The 15,870-nt window shown below is 71.8% G+C and carries 13 protein-coding genes; 6 read left to right on the plus strand and 7 right to left on the minus strand.

The genetic code is table 11. The features are described 5' to 3' along the window. The first annotated feature begins 347 nt into the window (after positions 1 to 347). Positions 348 to 1,844, plus strand: a complete 1,497-nt coding sequence (locus ACFYXB_RS27290; RefSeq protein ID WP_389586789.1) for an MFS transporter — start codon at positions 348 to 350, stop codon at positions 1,842 to 1,844. A 12-nt stretch (positions 1,845 to 1,856) separates the two neighbouring features. Here ACFYXB_RS27290 and ACFYXB_RS27295 read toward each other — a convergent pair whose 3' ends face one another. Then, on the minus strand, positions 1,857 to 2,576 hold the full coding sequence (locus ACFYXB_RS27295) for an NAD(P)-dependent oxidoreductase (RefSeq protein ID WP_389586791.1): 720 nt from the start codon (positions 2,574 to 2,576) through the stop codon (positions 1,857 to 1,859). Positions 2,577 to 2,939: 363 nt separating this feature from the next. Between ACFYXB_RS27295 and ACFYXB_RS27300 the strand changes: the two genes are divergently transcribed. After that, entirely contained in the window at positions 2,940 to 3,362 is a 423-nt protein-coding gene (locus tag ACFYXB_RS27300; RefSeq protein ID WP_389586793.1) for a DUF485 domain-containing protein, read from the plus strand. Then, positions 3,359 to 4,978 (plus strand): cation acetate symporter, encoded by a 1,620-nt coding sequence (locus ACFYXB_RS27305; protein ID WP_351344586.1) that lies wholly within the window; start codon positions 3,359 to 3,361, stop codon positions 4,976 to 4,978. The genes ACFYXB_RS27300 and ACFYXB_RS27305 overlap by 4 nt, the downstream gene beginning before the upstream one ends. A 283-nt stretch (positions 4,979 to 5,261) precedes the next feature. Here ACFYXB_RS27305 and ACFYXB_RS27310 read toward each other — a convergent pair whose 3' ends face one another. The 5 genes from ACFYXB_RS27310 to ACFYXB_RS27330 all read right to left on the minus strand — a co-directional run bounded on the left by ACFYXB_RS27310 (position 5,262) and on the right by ACFYXB_RS27330 (position 12,065). Beyond that, the gene (locus tag ACFYXB_RS27310) at positions 5,262 to 6,149 is read right to left on the minus strand and encodes a cellulose-binding protein (protein ID WP_389586795.1); all 888 of its coding nucleotides are present in this window, start codon (positions 6,147 to 6,149) and stop codon (positions 5,262 to 5,264) included. Between the two features lie 150 nt (positions 6,150 to 6,299). Further along, positions 6,300 to 6,863, minus strand: coding sequence for a dihydrofolate reductase family protein (locus tag ACFYXB_RS27315; protein ID WP_389586797.1), 564 nt, complete (start codon positions 6,861 to 6,863; stop codon positions 6,300 to 6,302). Between the two features lie 93 nt (positions 6,864 to 6,956). After that, positions 6,957 to 7,862: a sigma-70 family RNA polymerase sigma factor gene (locus ACFYXB_RS27320; RefSeq protein ID WP_389586799.1), complete on the minus strand. Its 906-nt coding sequence runs from the start codon at positions 7,860 to 7,862 to the stop codon at positions 6,957 to 6,959. An 87-nt stretch (positions 7,863 to 7,949) separates the two neighbouring features. Next, positions 7,950 to 11,030: an SUKH-4 family immunity protein gene (locus ACFYXB_RS27325; RefSeq protein WP_389586801.1), complete on the minus strand. Its 3,081-nt coding sequence runs from the start codon at positions 11,028 to 11,030 to the stop codon at positions 7,950 to 7,952. 6 nt (positions 11,031 to 11,036) lie between these two features. After that, the gene (locus ACFYXB_RS27330; protein ID WP_351344600.1) at positions 11,037 to 12,065 is read right to left on the minus strand and encodes an SMI1/KNR4 family protein; all 1,029 of its coding nucleotides are present in this window, start codon (positions 12,063 to 12,065) and stop codon (positions 11,037 to 11,039) included. A 290-nt stretch (positions 12,066 to 12,355) separates the two neighbouring features. Here ACFYXB_RS27330 and ACFYXB_RS27335 point away from each other — a divergent pair, with 290 nt between their 5' ends. Continuing rightward, entirely contained in the window at positions 12,356 to 12,898 is a 543-nt protein-coding gene (locus ACFYXB_RS27335) for a YwqJ-related putative deaminase (RefSeq protein WP_389586803.1), read from the plus strand. A 62-nt stretch (positions 12,899 to 12,960) separates the two neighbouring features. Continuing rightward, positions 12,961 to 13,494 (plus strand): SUKH-3 domain-containing protein, encoded by a 534-nt coding sequence (locus tag ACFYXB_RS27340; RefSeq protein ID WP_389586805.1) that lies wholly within the window; start codon positions 12,961 to 12,963, stop codon positions 13,492 to 13,494. A 22-nt stretch (positions 13,495 to 13,516) separates the two neighbouring features. Here ACFYXB_RS27340 and ACFYXB_RS27345 read toward each other — a convergent pair whose 3' ends face one another. Beyond that, a complete protein-coding gene (locus tag ACFYXB_RS27345) occupies positions 13,517 to 14,824 on the minus strand; it encodes a sensor histidine kinase (RefSeq protein ID WP_389586807.1) in 1,308 nt (435 codons plus the stop codon). 166 nt (positions 14,825 to 14,990) lie between these two features. On the opposite strand from ACFYXB_RS27345, the gene ACFYXB_RS27350 reads away from it, so the two are divergent. Then, the gene (locus ACFYXB_RS27350) at positions 14,991 to 15,863 is read left to right on the plus strand and encodes a helix-turn-helix domain-containing protein (protein WP_389586809.1); all 873 of its coding nucleotides are present in this window, start codon (positions 14,991 to 14,993) and stop codon (positions 15,861 to 15,863) included. Positions 15,864 to 15,870 lie beyond the last annotated feature (7 nt).

The raw sequence follows: 15,870 nt of genomic DNA on the forward strand, positions 1-15,870 counted from the left end.
GGGGAAAACCCCACCCCCGCCGGTTCGGACAACCGCCCCCCCGGCGGCATAAAGCCAGGTTAAGGACGGCTCGGGGCCGTCTCGTCCTCCGCCGGTACGAACCCTCCCCGAGCCGTAGTACGGAGGTACCCCTAGGGGCTGTCCACCGCCGGGTGGAGTCCTTCTCGGGGTCGGCTCCACCCGCCGGCGCAGTCAGGTTCCACCCCCCGTCGCCATCAGCAGGTGCCGCGCGAGCGCGTCGTTGAGGGGTGGTGGTCGGGCGACGGGCGGGCCAAGTGGGAAGCTGTGGTGCGGCGATAGATGCAGGGGCCATACAGGGCCGAGCAGAGCCATGGGAAGGGGATCCGGTGGGCGACACGAAACCCGCGATACGCGGCGGCACGGCACGGAGTACCGGGGCACGCGCGCGTGGCGCGGTCGTCGCCGCGCTGATGCTGGCGATGGCGCTGGCGGCACTCGACTCCACCATCGTCTCCACGGCCGTACCGCAGATCGTCGGCGACCTCGGCGGGTTCTCCGTCTTCTCCTGGCTGTTCTCCGGTTATCTGCTCGCCGTGACCGTCACCCTCCCCGTGTACGGCAAGCTCTCCGACACCTTCGGCCGCAAGCCGGTGCTGGTCGCGGGCGCGGCCGTCTTCCTGCTGGGCTCGCTGCTGTGTGCGGTCGCCTGGAACATGTGGGCGCTGATCGCGTTCCGCATCGTGCAGGGCCTGGGCGGCGGGGCGCTGCAGGGCACGGTGCAGACCCTCGCGGCCGACCTCTATCCGCTGGAGGAGCGTCCGAAGATCCAGTCCAAGCTGTCCACCGTGTGGGCGGTGTCGGCGGTCGCCGGGCCGGGGCTCGGCGGAGTGCTGGCGGCGTACGCGGACTGGCGGTGGATCTTCCTCGTCAATCTGCCCATCGGCGCGGCCGCGCTCTGGCTGATCGTCCGTCATCTGCACGAGCCGGCGCGCGAGCCGCGCACGCCCCCGCGCATCGACTGGAAGGGGGCGCTCGCGGTGTTCGCGTGCGGCGGCGTACTGCTGACCGCGCTGGTGCAGGGCGGGGTGGCGTGGGCGTGGCTGTCCGCTCCGTCGCTCGCGCTGTTCACCACCGGGCTCGCGCTGCTCGTGCTGGTGGTGGTCGTGGAGCGGCGCGCGCCGGAGCCGATCATCCCCGGGTGGGTGTGGCGCCGCCGCACGATCGCGGCGGTCAATCTCGCGCTGGGTGTCATGGGTCTGCTGATGGTGGCGCCGTCGGTGTTTCTGCCGACGTACGCGCAGTCGGTGCTCGGACTCGCTCCCGTGGCGGCCGGATTCGTGCTGTCCGTATGGACGTTGAGCTGGCCGGTGTCCGCCGCGCTGAGCCAGCACGTGTACCGGCGCATCGGCTTCCGCAACACCGCGCTGCTCGGCATCGGCGCGGCGGCCCTGATCCTGTTCGCGTTCCCGTTCCTGCCCTACCCGGGGGCGGCCTGGCAGCCGACGCTGCTGATGCTGCTGCTCGGCGGCGCGCTGGGCCTGTTCCAGCTCCCGCTGATCGTCGGCGTGCAGTCGACGGTGGGCTGGGCGGAGCGCGGCACGACGACGGCCTCGGTCTTGTTCTGCCGGCAGACCGGGCAGACCATGGGCGCCGCGCTGTTCGGCGCGGTCGCCAACGGCGTGCTGGCCGCACGGCTGGGCGGCTCGGGCTCCCTGGACTCGGTGACCCGCGGGCTGGAGGCGGGTACGGCGCCGGAGGCGATGCGGCGGGCGGTCGCCGACGCCGTGCACGCCGTGTACCTGGGGGCCGGCTGTGCGGCGGTACTGGCGTTCCTGGTGCTGCTGTTCCTGGCGCCGCGGAGGTTCCCGGTGATCCGGGACTGAGTGGCGCGCGCGTCACCGCCCGGCGGCGGCATGGTCCTTGCCGCCGAAGGCCTCCTTGCGGATGAGGTCGAGCAACGTCGGCGTGCCCTGTGTGGTGCGCACGTCGACGAACGCGCGCACCTGGCCGCGTTCCCCGACGGCCTGCCGTACCAGTTCACGGGCGAGGTCGACCCGCGCGGTGTACCGGCCGGGCAGTCGCGACGTACCGGTCCGGTAGTCGCTGACGGCGTCCGCGTCGAACAGCCCGCCGGGCCGCAGGACCGTCCAGTCGAGGCCGCTCGCGCGGACGATCTCCTCCATGCGCCGCATGTCGTCGTACACGGTGCGCCCCATGAAGCGGGCGATGCCCGGCTCCAGCACCTTGCGGAACAGGAAGTTCTCGCCGGGCGCGGGCGTCCCGAACAGGACGGTCGAGGTCACTCCGACCAGCCGCCGTACGCCGTGCCGGGTCATGGCCCGGGCGATGTGCGTCATGCCGCCGGAATAGACGGTGACCGGGTCGCGGCTGTAGGGCACACCGAGCGCCGAGGCGACCGCGTCCTGCCCGGCGACGGCGGACTCGACCGCGCCGGAGTCGTGCACGTCCGCCGCGACGACCCGCACCCGTGGCCCGCGCGCGGGGAAGCTTTCCGGGTGGCGTGTGACGGCGGTGACCGTGTGGCCCGCGGCATCCGCCTGCTCGACGACCAGCCGTCCGGTGGGCCCGTTGGCTCCGAAGACGACGATGTTCATGCGGTGTTCCCTCTCCACGACGTTCCGAGCCGGTGCTTCCGGGCCGGTACTGCCGACAAGAGGGCGCGCGAGGCGGAGAGTGTGACGCCGGGACCCGCCGGTGAGACATGGACAACAGTTTCCGTACGGACGTCACGCGCACGCGCGCGTGCCGGGGAACCTCCAACAGACCGCCGAAAAGGCTGACTTAACGCGGGTAACACCTGAGGTCAGAGGCGTTTTCGCGCAGTAAGCGCATACCGACCGGCCAGTTCGGTGAAAAGCGGGGCGCATTCCGGATACTTGCGAGTAACGTGCGTGGCTCCACTCCCCACCTCCCTGCGGTCCGCCGCCACGGACCCGAGCCGCGCAAGGAGCCCCGGGATGTCATACGACCCGTCCCCACACGTTCCGTCGCACGTCCCGCCACACCTCACCTACCCCTGGCAGGTCGCTTCCCCCGAACCGCCCCGCCCCCGCAAACCGCCCCGCCGCGTGCCCCTCGGGCACCACAGCGATCTGCGGATCCTGCGCGGCGCCTACCGCCGGCAGCGGCGCACCGCCACCTTCACCGCGCTCGGCTACTTCACGCTGTTCCTCGTCCTGTCCGCGTTCGCGCCGGGCCTGATGACGAGCAGGGTCACCGACGGCGTACCGGCCGGCCTGCTGCTCGCGCTCCTCCAGCTGCCGGTCACCTGGCTGGCGATCGCGCTGTACGAGCACACCGCCCGCCGGCGCGTCGACCCGCTCGCGGACCGCATCCGCAAGCAGGCCGAACTCGACGCCCGACGGGGGGCGCCGCGATGACCGGGCTCACCGGCTTCAGCGACTCGGCGCAGGCGATGTCCCTCGTCGCCTTCAGTGCCGTCGCCACGATCACCCTCCTGCTGTGCGTGATGACCGGCCCCGACCGCGACGACCTCGACGAGTTCTACACCGGCTACGGCTCCCTGTCCCCCCTGCGCAACGGCCTCGCCATCGCCGGCGACTACATCTCGGCGGCCACCGTGCTCAGTACCACCGGCGTGATCGCGCTGTGCGGCTACGACGGCATCGTCCTCGCGCTCAGCACCGCGCTGTCGCTGATGCTGCTGATGTTCCTGCTGGCCGAACCCCTGCGCAACGCGGGCCGGTTCACCATGGGCGACGCGCTGGCCCGCCGCCTGCCGGGCCGCAGCGTCCGTGTCGCCGCCTGCGCGGTCACCCTCGCCGCACTGCTGCCGATGATGCTCGTGCAACTGGCCGGCGCCGGGCAGCTGATGGCGTTCATCCTCGGCTTCACCAACGAGTCCCTGAAAACGGGCTTCGTCATCGGCTTGGGCGCGCTGATGATCAGCTACGCGGCGATCGGCGGCATGAAGGGCACCGCCCTCATCCAGATCCTGAAGATCGTCATGCTGCTCGGCTCGGGCGCCCTGGTCGCCGTGCTGATCCTGTACCGCTTCGACTGGGACCCGGGCGCACTCTTCGACGCGGCGGCGCGACAGAGCGGCGCCCCAGCGGCGTTCCTGCACTCGGGCCTGGAGTTCGCGGGTGGTCCCGCTCCCCGTCTGGACATGATCACCTCACAGCTGACGATCGTCGCGGGCGGCGCCTGCCTGCCGCACATCACCATGCGCATGTACACCGCCTCCAGCGCCCGCCAGGTGCGCCGCTCCATGTCCTGGGCGGTCTCCAGCGTGGCCCTGTTCGTGCTGATCATCACGGTCGTCGGGATGGGAGCGACGGCCCTGATCGGCCGCGCGACGATCGCCGGTGCCGATCCGCAGGGCAACACGGCGTATTTGCTGGGGTCGAGGGCGGCGTTCGGACCGGACGTGTCGACGGCGGAGACCCTGCTGTTCACGACGGTCACGACGGCGATCTTCCTGACCCTGCTGGCCTCCGTCGCCGGGATGATCCTCGCCTGCGCCAACTCCCTGGCCCACGACATCTTCGCGACCCACCTGCGGGACCTGTCCGCGCGACGCGAGATGGCTCTGGCCCGGGTCTCGGCGCTGGCCATAGGCGTCCCCACGATCCTGCTGGCGACCCTGGTCCAGCACCGCAGCCTGCAACCCCTGATCACGCTCTCCTTCTGCCTCGGCGCCTCCGCCCTCGCGCCGGCTCTCGTCTACGGCCTCTTCTGGCGCCGCTACACCCGAACCGGCCTGCTGTGCACCCTGATCGGCGGCTCGCTCACCGTCCTCCTGCTGATGCCGGGCACCAACCTCGTCTCCGGCTCCCCCGTCTCGGCCTTCCCCGAGGCCGACTTCAACTGGTTCCCGTTCACGACGACCGGCATAGTCTCGATCCCGGCGGGCTTCGCCTTCGGCTGGCTCGGCACGGTGGCCTCCGGCCGCAGGAAGGCGGAGGAACAGCGGCGGCAGTACGAGGCGGTGGAGGGATGGATTCTGGCGGGGGTGGTGCGGAGGGGGAGTTGACATGGAGTTCAGAGGGAGTTGAGGAGCGCGGGGATGCGAGAGCGCGGGGCAGGGGACGTGCACGCGGGCGGGCTAGCGTGCGCGCGGGGGTGAACGGGCAGAAGGGAGCGCGCGGCGCGGGCAGTGCGCCGTGCGGGCGAGCAGGCGCCGGGGCGGGCGTGCGCTGAGCGAGCGGACTCGGAGACGCGTGCCGGGCGTGGGGAAAGGATGTGCGCGCCATCCGCTCAGAGCTACACTCACCCGCTCGGACCAGTTCAGGCCGGCTCGGTTCGCTCGGCCCGGATCATTCCAGGGCCGCCTGGCTCGCCAGTGTCGTCAGGCTGCTGCGTACGTGCTCCATCTCCGCCCGTACGTCGTCCCAGGTCTCCCCGTGGTCGCGGAGCACCTGTTCGGTCTCCCGGGCGATCTGGTCCTCGCGCAGCCGTGCCTGGGCCAGGATCTCGGCGGCACCCGCGCGCGCCTCCTCCTGGCAGCGCCGGGCCGACTCCTCCGCCTCGGCGAGCGCACGCTTCATCTCCGACAGTGCCACCTCCGCCCGGGCCACGGACTCGGTGTGCCGTGCCTCGGACGCGACCGCACGCTCGGCCTCCTCGCGCTCGGCTCCGGCCCACCGTTCGGCGTGCTCCCTGGACTGCTCGGCGAGCACCCCGGAGGTGCGCTGCCGCATCTCGCGCAGCGCGGCGAGAGCCTCGCTGCGTGTCTCCTTCACCTCGCTGCGGGCGCTGACGCGCACGTCGTCCGCCTCGGCGCGCGCCGCGAGCAACCGCTGACGGGCGCGTTCCTCGCCGTCCGCGCAGAGCGCGTCCGCTTCCTCCTGCGCCGCCCGGCGTACGCCGAGGGCGCGCGACTCCGCCTGCGCAACCTGCTCCTGCGCCGCGCGCCGCGCGCCCTCCCGTACGGCCGCCGCTTCTTCCACCCCGAGCTGGAAGATGCGCCGTGCACGCTCCCCGAGCGTCTCGTACGTCTGCGGAGCGAGCTGCGCGACCGTCTCGCGCAACCGCTCCGCCTCCGCCTCCATGTCCTTGGCGAGCACGGTCAGCCGCGCTGCCCGCTCCCACGCGGCGTCCCGCGCCTGCGAGAGCGCCGTCACGCAGGCGTCGGCCTGCTCGGGGCGGTAGCCACGCCCCCGGACGGTCACAAAGCCGTACCGCGACATCGACGCGCTGCTCACCCTGGAACCCCTATCCGCCGGACACACACGAAATGATGATTTCGCGCACATCTTGATGGATCGGGCGTAATGGTTCATAACGCGACACTCCGCGGACATGGCGCAGTGGGCAGGTTCGGCCGACGGGTCAGGCCGCGCAACCCTCAGATGTCATCGGGCCGCCCTCCTGTACCGGGTGAGGACAGCCGCGCCGACTCGTTCGGCCGACAGGCACTCCAGATCCGCGGGCGGGCCTACGGCGGAGAAGAGGCGCCGACCCGCGCCGAGGACGACGGGGAAGGTGAGCAGCCGGTACTCGTCGACCAGGTCCTCACCCCGCAATGCGTGTACGACGTCCAGGCTGCCGGTGACGATCACATCGTGGCGCTCGCGCTCGCGCCGAACGGCGTCGACGAGGCCGCCGTCCAGGAGCCGTGAGTGCGCCCAGGCCGACACGTCTGCCTGCGTGCGGGAGGCGACGAGCTTCGGCACGGCGTTCATGCGCGCCGCGAACGGGTCGTCGCGCCCCGGCCACAGCCGCGCGAACAGCTCCCAGGTCCTGCGCCCCAGCAGCAGAACCCCGTCGTCCAGGGTGCTCCCCAGACGGAACTTGTCCCCGGCGACCGCCTCGGGTCCGTACCGGAACGCCCAGCCGCCCCGTGGTGTGCCCCCGGAGCCGTCCGGGTCCTCCACGATCCCGTCCAGGGTGATGAACTCGATGACGACGACACTCATGACGTCCGTCCCTTCGGTGCGATCGATGCTCACCGGTACGTACCGGTGACACCGCCCCGAATCATCGGCGCGCCCAAAACCCGTCCGGAGGAATCAGCCGACCGCGCCGAACACCTCCAGCACGCGTGGATCCGCGAACACCACGTTGCGTGCGACGCGCCCGCCGGTGACGGTGAGGACCTGCACCGTGTGGAACCGGTGCCCGCCACCCGGCTCCGGCGCGTACGCCGCGAGCGCGGGCTGCCCGTTGGCAGTGAGGGGCGCGATCCGCCAGCCCACGCCCCTCATCGCGAACACGCGCCCCATGAACCGTCCGTAGTCCCCACTGCCCCGGTACCACAGCGGCACCGGCGGCATCTCCAGCACGGCGTCGTCGGTGAGAAGCCGGACGAGCGCGGGCACGTCGGCAGCCTCGAAGGCCCGCACGTACCGCTGAACCACCGCGCGCACCTCGGGGTCGTCGGGTTCCGTGACCTCGCCGGCACCGCCCACGCGCGCGAGGGCGGCACGCGCACGCTGGAGCGCGCTGTTCACCGCGGGCACCGACGTCTCGAGCTGGGCGGCGACCTCGGCGGCGCTGAACTCCAGCACCTCACGCAGCACGAGCACGGCCCGTTGCCTCGGCGGCAGCACCTGCATCGCCGCGATCAGCGCGAGCCGCAGATCCGCCCGCACCTCTACGTCGTAGCGGGCATCGGGGAACGGCTCGAGCCACGGAATGTCCGACGCCGGCGTGAGCGGCGCCCCCGGATCGTCGCTCGGCGCGCACAGCCCGGACGGCAGCGGGCGCCGGCCGCGCCCCTCCAGCGCGGTCAGGCACACGTTCGTCGCGATCCGGTACAGCCACGTGCGCACGGACGCGCGCGTGGGGTCGTACCGCTCGCGCGCCTTCCACGCGCGCAGCATCGTCTCCTGCACCAGATCCTCTGCCTCGTGGAACGAGCCCAGCATCCGGTAGCAGTACGCCACCAACTCGCCCCGGTACGGCTCGAAGTCCACGCGCCCATCATGCCCGGCGGCCCGCACACGAAGGGGCCGGACCCGATCGTGCGACCGGACCCGGCCCCCTGGCCCACGGGAGACGAGCTAGAGCAGCCCGTCCCACATCTGCTCCAGCAGCACCGACCACCAGCTCTCCGGCGAACCCAGCGCCGCCGGGTCCAGGGAGGCCAACTGGGCCTGGAAGTCGACGGTCCAGCGGCCCGCCTGCTCCTGGTTCAGGCCGAAGCGCAGCCGCCACATACGGCCGAGCAGCGCCAGGGAACGCGCGAACTCCGGCAGCCCGGTGTTCACGAACTGCGGCGGCACCGAAGCACCGCCCGGCCCCGCCTCCACGGGCACGGCGACGATGTTCGCGGTGCCGTACTGCACGCAGATCGCCTTGCCGAAGTCGGTGCCCATCACGAGGTACGAGCCCGCGTCCGCGGCGGGCTGCACCCCGCGCTCCTGCGCCAGCTCCGCCAGCGTCGGCACCGGACGGCCCGGCTGGGCCTGCGCCCAGAAGAACGGACCCATGTCCAGCGGCAGCCCGGCCGCGACCAGCGTGTGCGCCACGACCGGCGGCACGCCCTGCCGCGACACCGCGGCCTGCTCGAACCGGAACACACCCGGCCCGAACGCCCCCGCCAGCTCCTGCGCGATCCCCTCCGGCGGAATCGGCGGCACAGGCTGCACCGGCGGCAACGGCGCACGCACTGGCGCGGGGCGCGCGGGACCGTCGGCCACCTGGTGCAACTCGCCCTGGTGCGCCAGCAACTGCTGCATGCCCTGCTGCCGGCTCGCGTGGTCCGTGCCGTACGGCGCGATGCTCGTGATCCGCGCCTGCGGCCACTGCTCCCGGATCATCCGCGCGCAGTAGGCACCGGGCAGCTCGCACGACTCCAGCTCCGTGTGCAGCTCCAGCACCTGGTCCGGCGGCACGTTCATCGCACGCAGCTCGTGGAAGATCTGCCACTCCGGATGCGGCGTACCCGGCGCCGAACGCCGGATCAGCTGCTGCTCGGACCCGTCCTGCGCGCGGTAGCGCAGCACCGCCTGATACCCGGGACCGACGGTCGGCTGACCCTGCGGCGGGTAGCCGTACGCGGGCGGCTGACCGGGCATCGGCTGGCCGGGCAGGGGCGGCTGACCCGGGGGCGGCATCGCACCCGGCGGCATCGGCTGCGGCACACCCGGGGGCATACCGGGTGCACCGGGCGCTCCGGGTGCGCTCGGGGCTTGCGGCGGCGGGGGCGCGCCGGGGCCGCCCACCGGGGGCGCGGCCAGCACGGTCTCCGCGTGGTGCACGACGCCGGGCGCGCCACCTGAAGCGCCCTGCACGCCCGGCGCGCCAGGCACACCCGGGGCGCCTGGGACCTGCGGTGCGCCGGGGGCGCCAGGGGGCAGGGGTGCGCCAGGGGCCGCAAGCCCGGCGGGCACGCCGGGGGCGCCCGGAACTCCGGGAGCGCCGGGCGGATTCGGCATGCCCGGGGCGCTCGGCAGACCCTGCGCGCCGGGCGCGCCAGGCATGTCCGGGGCGCCCGGAGGCACCGGCGCGCCCCCTCCCAACTGACTGGGATCGGCAAACACGGTGGCCGCGTGATGCACATTGCCGGGCGGCGTGCCGCCCGGTGCACCCGGCGCGGCGGGCGAGTTGGGGGCGCCCGGCGCCTGCGGCGCACCCGCGCCGCCACCCGCTCCCGGACCGCCCACTCCCTCGGGCCCGTCGGGACCGAGCGCCGACACGAGTTGCGTCGGCACGTAACCACCCGCCGGCGCTCCGGGCGCGGCAGGCGGAGGCGCGCTCCCCGGACGCGCGCCCGGCGCCCCCGGAGCACCCGGCGGCGGAGGCGGCGTACCCGTCCCCCCACGCGCCCGGCGCGGCGGCGCCGCCTTGCTCGTCGCGGCGTCCGCGATGTCACCGGCGTTGGGCGCGAGCGGCCGTCCCGGCGCGTCCGGGGCGCCGCCCGGCGCCTGCGGATAGCCGTATCCCGGGACGCCCGGAGGCGGCGTACCCGGAGCGCCGGGACCCTGCGGGTAGCCGTACGAAGGCGCACCCGGCGGAGGCGGAGGGGTGCTCCCCTGCGGCGCGCCCCGCACGACCCCCGGAGGGGGCGTGCCAGGAACCGCCGGTCCCTGCTGATGGCCGTACGACGGCGCACCCGGCGCGGGCCGGGGCGTGCTGCCCTGCGGGGCGCCCGGCGCACCAGGCGTGCCGTGCGCCCCGGGCACACCAGGTGCCCCGGGCACACCCACGACTCCGGGCGCCCCCGGCGCACCACCGGGAGCGTGCGGAGCACCCGACGCTCCCGGCGCAAACCCCTGCACTCCAGACGCGTTCGAAGCGTCGAGCGCCGGTGAGACCGCCGTGGGCGGAAGTTGGCTTCCTCCCGACATCAGCGCCGTCTTCGCGTCCGGCGCGGCGGGCGGCGGCGTACGTTCGTCCGTGTCGCTCAGCGGCGGCGCGAACACCGTCGCGGGCAACGGCACCGAACGGTCGTCACCGGAATCGGCGTTCGTGTCCGTCCCGGCCCAGGGCGTCGCCCCGGCAGGCGCACCCGCACCACCTGGCACACCGACAACACCGTGCGCCCCACCGGCGGACGCCGCGCCCGCACCCGCACTACTCTCACCACTCGCCCCAGCCGGAGGCCACGACGCACCACCGCCTCCAGGCACGCCCGGCACACCCGAACCCCCAGCAGACCCGGCAGCCGCAGCCACCCCACCGGTGCCGACACCCGCACCCCCCTGCACCGGCACCCCCGCCTGCGTCTGAGGCAGCTCACCGCCACCCGGCGAACGCCGGTCCGGGATGCCCAGCTTGTCCGCCGCCTCCTGCAACCACTCCGGCGGACTCAACAAGAACGACGTCTGATTCAGGTCCACCCGAGCAGCCGGCGCCGCAGGCACGTCCGCGGACCCATCCTCGCGGCCGTACTCCTCCTCGTACCGGCGGATCACCTCACCCACCGGCAGCGCCGGCCACAACGTCGCCTCACCGCTGTCCCGCGCGATCACCAGCCGCTGCGCACCCGCATCCGACCGCGGCCCCTCCGCGCGGTCCTCACCCCACACCACGAAACCGAGCTCGAACTCCCGCACCCGCACCTCGCGATGCTGATACGCCGGAACGTCCCCGTTGATCCACTCCTCGGCGCGCTCCTGCGCCTGCGCGAACGTCACCATCGAAAATCACTCCCCCGCAGCCGCGGCCGACGACACCGGAACCGCATGCGCGAAACCGCCGTCCACCATCAGGTTCGCCACCGTCTCCAACTCCGGCGGACTGCCCGCCAGCCGCGACAGGAACACGTCGAAGTCCTCACCGCACGGCAGCAACAACCGTTCCACCCGCTCCGCCGGCGACCACGACGGATCCACGTCCCGCACATCGTCGTACGCGCAGAACCACACCGAACCCACCCGCTCGCCCTTCACCTTCACCGCGAGCAGACCACCCTGCACAAAAACCACGCCCAGGTAATCCTTCGTCAGATGGTCACGCAGGCACTTGTTCACGTACACCAGGTCATTGACCGCCGCCTCGTCACGCACCGTGAAGAACGGCTGGTCCAGGAGGAGACCCAACTCCGCGTCCAACGCCGTACCCACCGGCGCGCACCCGCCCGCCGCCTTCAGGAAGGAGCGGTACGCACCCGGCAACCGGTAGCCCAGGTCCTCCTCCACCCCCAGCACCTGCTGCTCCGTCACCGCCACACCCGACTTCGGAAGACCGAAGTGCGCCGGACGCGTCTCCTGCAACGGCCGCGTACCCCGCTTGCCCTGGTCCACCAACGCCGTCGCCACCCCGCCGTGATGCCGCAACAGCGCCTTCACCTCGACCGGAACCAGCTCCAACCGCCGCGAACCCACCACGTGATGCCACGCCCAGCCGTGCGGCGTCGCCACCGACGGCACCGTGTCCCACAACTCATGCCCCGTAGCCGCCAACGCCGCGTTCGCCGACACGTAATCCGTCAACCGCAGTTCATCGACACCGAAACCCTCCGGCGGATCCGCGATCTGAGCCGCCGCACGCGCGTAGGGCGAGAAATCGGGATAGCCACCCTCATCGACACGTACCCCTCTCGGGTGACGTGCCGCCCGGACCGGATCCGGGAAGTGCACGACCTGCCCGGCGTAGGCCGCGTTCGGCGGCACTACCTGTCCCCCGGCCTGGCGGCCGGGAGGTGCCCCCAGCCCGAGCCGACCTGTCGTCATGGCGGTTGCCCCCTGCGGCACTCTGTACGAGCCGAAACCACGCCATCAACAGCGCACCACGACCCGTATCCGACTGTCTCTCCAACGTCACCGACGCCTTGACCGCGCGCATCGCGGTGCCGACAGCCTATGCGGTACACGCACACCGGTCACCGGGCCTCCGCTTCCGTGACCTGCCGTCACCCCACCGTGACAGCCGGCCCAAACCCGGGCGTGTCGCACCGCCCCAGCTTCCGCACCAGCCACGGAATTTGGCACTCTGTGTCCTTCGGGGCGACACCCGGGAGGGGATGATGACCATGAACGCGACGCAGACGGGACCGCACACGGACCCGCAAGGCGGCACCCCCGGCGACCCCCGCGTCGACTGGAGCCACGCCGAAACACCCCACGCCCCCGCCCTCCTGCACCGCCGCGACGGCATCCTGCCCACCGTCGCCGCCGCCCTCTCCGTCCGCGGCACCACCCTCACCGGCACCGCCGCCCGCGGCGACCAACCCCCCTCCCTCCACCCCCTCGTACAGGACTTCCTCGACACCCTCACCAGCGCCCAACGCGACCGCTTCACCGGCCGCTGCGCCGAGACCATCCTCATCTCCCGCCACATCGCCGCCGCCGACGCCACCCGCAGCAAACGTGCCTCCCGCAAACCCATGACCAGCGGCGAAGCCCGCAAAACCCTCAAGCAGTCCAAGCTCACCGCCCGCCGCATACGCGAGGACGGCGACCCCCTGCACGGCAGCTTCGCCGCACCCTGCCGCGCCTGCGCCGCGCTCAGCGCCCACTTCGGCGTCCGCGTCATCGACCCGGCCACGGTCACGGCCGACGACTGACCCACCACACCCACACAACACGCGGTACGCAGTACGCAACGCACTCGACGAACGAAGGGCAGATGCACACCGACCGCACCACCACCCCCAACCCCCCGGCCCAACCCGAGCAGGGGGCACACCAGATGCGCTTCCCCCCACCCGTCGACACCACCCTCCGCACCGCCGGCTGGCAACCCGGACGCTGGGACATAAAACAGGCAGAATTCTGGGCCGACACCCTGCGCGAACACACCTCACCCGCCGGACACCGGCACGCCGTCTTCCCCGCCGCCGTCGAGGCCTGGGCCGAATTCGGCGGCCTCCACATCACCCCCACCGGCCCCGGCCGCCAGATCGCCCCGGCCACCCTGCACCTCGACCCCCTCCACGGCCTCCACCTCGCCCGCACCCTCGGCGACCTCGGCCGCGCCCTCGACACCGAGGTCTGCCCCCTCGGCGAGGAGACCGACACCCGAGCACTCCTCGCCATCGACACCGAGGGCCGCGTCTACACCCTCGACCACACCGGCGACTGGTACCTCGGCCCCGACATCGACCACGCCCTCGCCGCACTCATCGCGGGCATAGAGCCGGTACGACTCACAGCAGGCTGAACCACAGCAGCGCACACGGCGCCTACGCCGGAATCACCGCCGACACCCGAAAACCCCCCGCATCCGTCGGCCCCGACACAAACACACCGCCCAGCGCCAGAACCCGCTCCCGCATCCCCAGCAGACCATTACCACCCGACGGCAACCGCGCGGCGCGCGCCGACGCGGGCTCCGGCGGCGGCTCGTTCTCCACCTGCATCGCGATCTCCGACATCCGATGCGCCAGCCGCACGTGCGTCTTCGCACCCGCCGCATGCTTGTGGACGTTCGTCAACGCCTCCTGAACCACCCGGTACGCCGTCTGCTCGATCTCCGCCGCATACGACCGCGTCTCCCCCTCCACCGACAGATCCACCACCATCCCCGCAGCAGCCGACTGCCCGATCAACTCGTCCAACTCCGACAGACACGGCCCCTCCCCCTCCTCCTCGGCCACCCGCGACGCGGCCACCGCCGCAGCCACCCCCACCGCCACCAACGGCACCCCCGCCACACCCCGCTCCACACCGTCCTCCCCCGACCGCAACACCCCCAACATCTCCCGCAACTCCGTCAACGCCTGCCGGCCCATGTCCCCGACCAGCACCGCATTCCGCACCGCCTTCTCCGGATCCTTCCGCGCCACCGCCTGCAACGCCGCCGCATGCACCACCATCAGACTCACCCGATGCGCCACCACGTCATGCATCTCACGCGCGATCCGCCGCCGCTCCTCATTACGCGCCCACTCCGCCCGCTCCTCAGCCCGCTCGGCCAGCAACTGCAACTCCCGCTCAAGACTGTCCGCCCGCTCCCGCAGGCTCTCCATCAGCCGACGCCGCGCACCGACGTACAACCCGAGAAGAACAGGAGGAGCCGTCAAACCCAGCGACGTGGTGATCGACGCGAACGGCACGAACCAGTCACCCAGCGTCAGATCCCCCCGCGCCATGTCCTGCCGCACCCGCACGAACGTCACGATCATCGTCCCGACGAGCGACATCCCGGCCAGCGCACTGATGATCCGGCGCGGCAGCTCCGCCGCCGCCAGCGTGTACAGGCCGACGATGCCCATCAGGAAGCCCATCTGGGCCGGCGTGATCGCGATCGCCACCAGCACGACAGCAATCGGCCATTTGCGCCGCAACAACAGCACCGAACCGGCGAGCAAACCGAACACGATCCCCACGGGCACCGGAATCCCCGCGTCCCGCGCGAACGGAATCCCCTCCGCACCGCACTCCACGGCCGACACCAGCGCGAGACTCCCGTCGAGCACCGCGCTACGCCACCTGGCCCACCACCACGGCCCGGTCACGGCCGCCGTGTGCTCTTCCCCCGTCGTGGTCATGCGTCCAGCCTACGGGCGCCGGGCCTCGCTTTTCCGGTGAGTTTCGCCTACTGCCCCACACCACACTCCGTAATCGAATAACTGCGAAACCCACCGGTATCCCTCGAACTACTGAAGCACGCCCGTTCGACCCCGGAACGTGTCATTCCGGCCAGACGGTATGCCCATGGCACATTCGAGCGGCAAGTACGACGACTTCGAGACGTTGCGGAAGCGAGCGGTCGCGTTGCGACGCGGGGGCTACAGCCTTCGACAGATCCGGGACGAGCTGAAGATCTTCAACAACGTCATCCTGAGTCAACTGGTGAAAGGGGAGCCGCCGCCGGAGTGGACGAAGAGGCCGAACGCAAAGGACGACCTGCGGGCGAAGGCACGGGAGCTTCGACTCCAAGGTTGGACGTACGACCAGATTGAAGCTGAGCTGGGGTGCTCCAGGAGTTCGGTCTCACTCTGGGTACGGGACCTGCCGAAGCCAGAGCCTCGCTACACACCCGAAGAACAGCGGGCCCTTATGAACGAGGGGCTGGCACACAAGCGCGCCGCCCAAGACCGTGAGCGCGAAGCGACCAAACAAGCAGCGGCGGCAGCGGTCGGCAAGCTGTCCGACCGCGAATTGTTCCTCTTGGGCGTCGGCCTGTATTGGGCAGAGGGCGGCAAGGATAAACCGTACGACCGTCGAGAGAACGTTGTCTTCGTCAACAGCGACCCCGGCATGATCGAGGTCTTCCTCGCCTGGCTCGACCTGCTGGGCATCGCACGCGACCGCCTCCGATACACGCTCATGATCCATGAGAACGCAGACGTGGCAGCCGCCAAGGAGTACTGGGCCAACCTCGTCGGCGCCGACCGCTCCGCGTTCAACAAGACGACCCTCAAGAAGCACAACCCCAAGACCGCCCGCAAGAACGTCGGCGATTCCTATCGGGGCTGCTTGGCCATCAAAGTCCTGAAGGGTGCCGACTTGTACCGTCGCATCGAGGGCTCCTGGTACGGCATAGTGGTGTCCGCACGCGAAGCCGATCAATCAAATCGGACATAGCGCACAA

The sequence above is a fragment of the Streptomyces sp. NPDC002619 genome, from assembly GCF_042889305.1.
In the GTDB taxonomy this organism is placed as follows: domain Bacteria; phylum Actinomycetota; class Actinomycetes; order Streptomycetales; family Streptomycetaceae; genus Streptomyces.

Coding starts and splice junctions, on each gene's coding strand:
- ACFYXB_RS27335 (WP_389586803.1), top strand. CDS start 12,356: ATGATGACCATGAACGCGACGCAGACGGGACCGCACACGGACCCGCAA.
- ACFYXB_RS27330 (WP_351344600.1), bottom strand. CDS start 12,065: ATGACGACAGGTCGGCTCGGGCTGGGGGCACCTCCCGGCCGCCAGGCC.
- ACFYXB_RS27340 (WP_389586805.1), top strand. CDS start 12,961: ATGCACACCGACCGCACCACCACCCCCAACCCCCCGGCCCAACCCGAG.
- ACFYXB_RS27315 (WP_389586797.1), bottom strand. CDS start 6,863: ATGAGTGTCGTCGTCATCGAGTTCATCACCCTGGACGGGATCGTGGAG.
- ACFYXB_RS27345 (WP_389586807.1), bottom strand. CDS start 14,824: ATGACCACGACGGGGGAAGAGCACACGGCGGCCGTGACCGGGCCGTGG.
- ACFYXB_RS27295 (WP_389586791.1), bottom strand. CDS start 2,576: ATGAACATCGTCGTCTTCGGAGCCAACGGGCCCACCGGACGGCTGGTC.
- ACFYXB_RS27305 (WP_351344586.1), top strand. CDS start 3,359: ATGACCGGGCTCACCGGCTTCAGCGACTCGGCGCAGGCGATGTCCCTC.
- ACFYXB_RS27325 (WP_389586801.1), bottom strand. CDS start 11,030: ATGGTGACGTTCGCGCAGGCGCAGGAGCGCGCCGAGGAGTGGATCAAC.
- ACFYXB_RS27300 (WP_389586793.1), top strand. CDS start 2,940: ATGTCATACGACCCGTCCCCACACGTTCCGTCGCACGTCCCGCCACAC.
- ACFYXB_RS27350 (WP_389586809.1), top strand. CDS start 14,991: ATGGCACATTCGAGCGGCAAGTACGACGACTTCGAGACGTTGCGGAAG.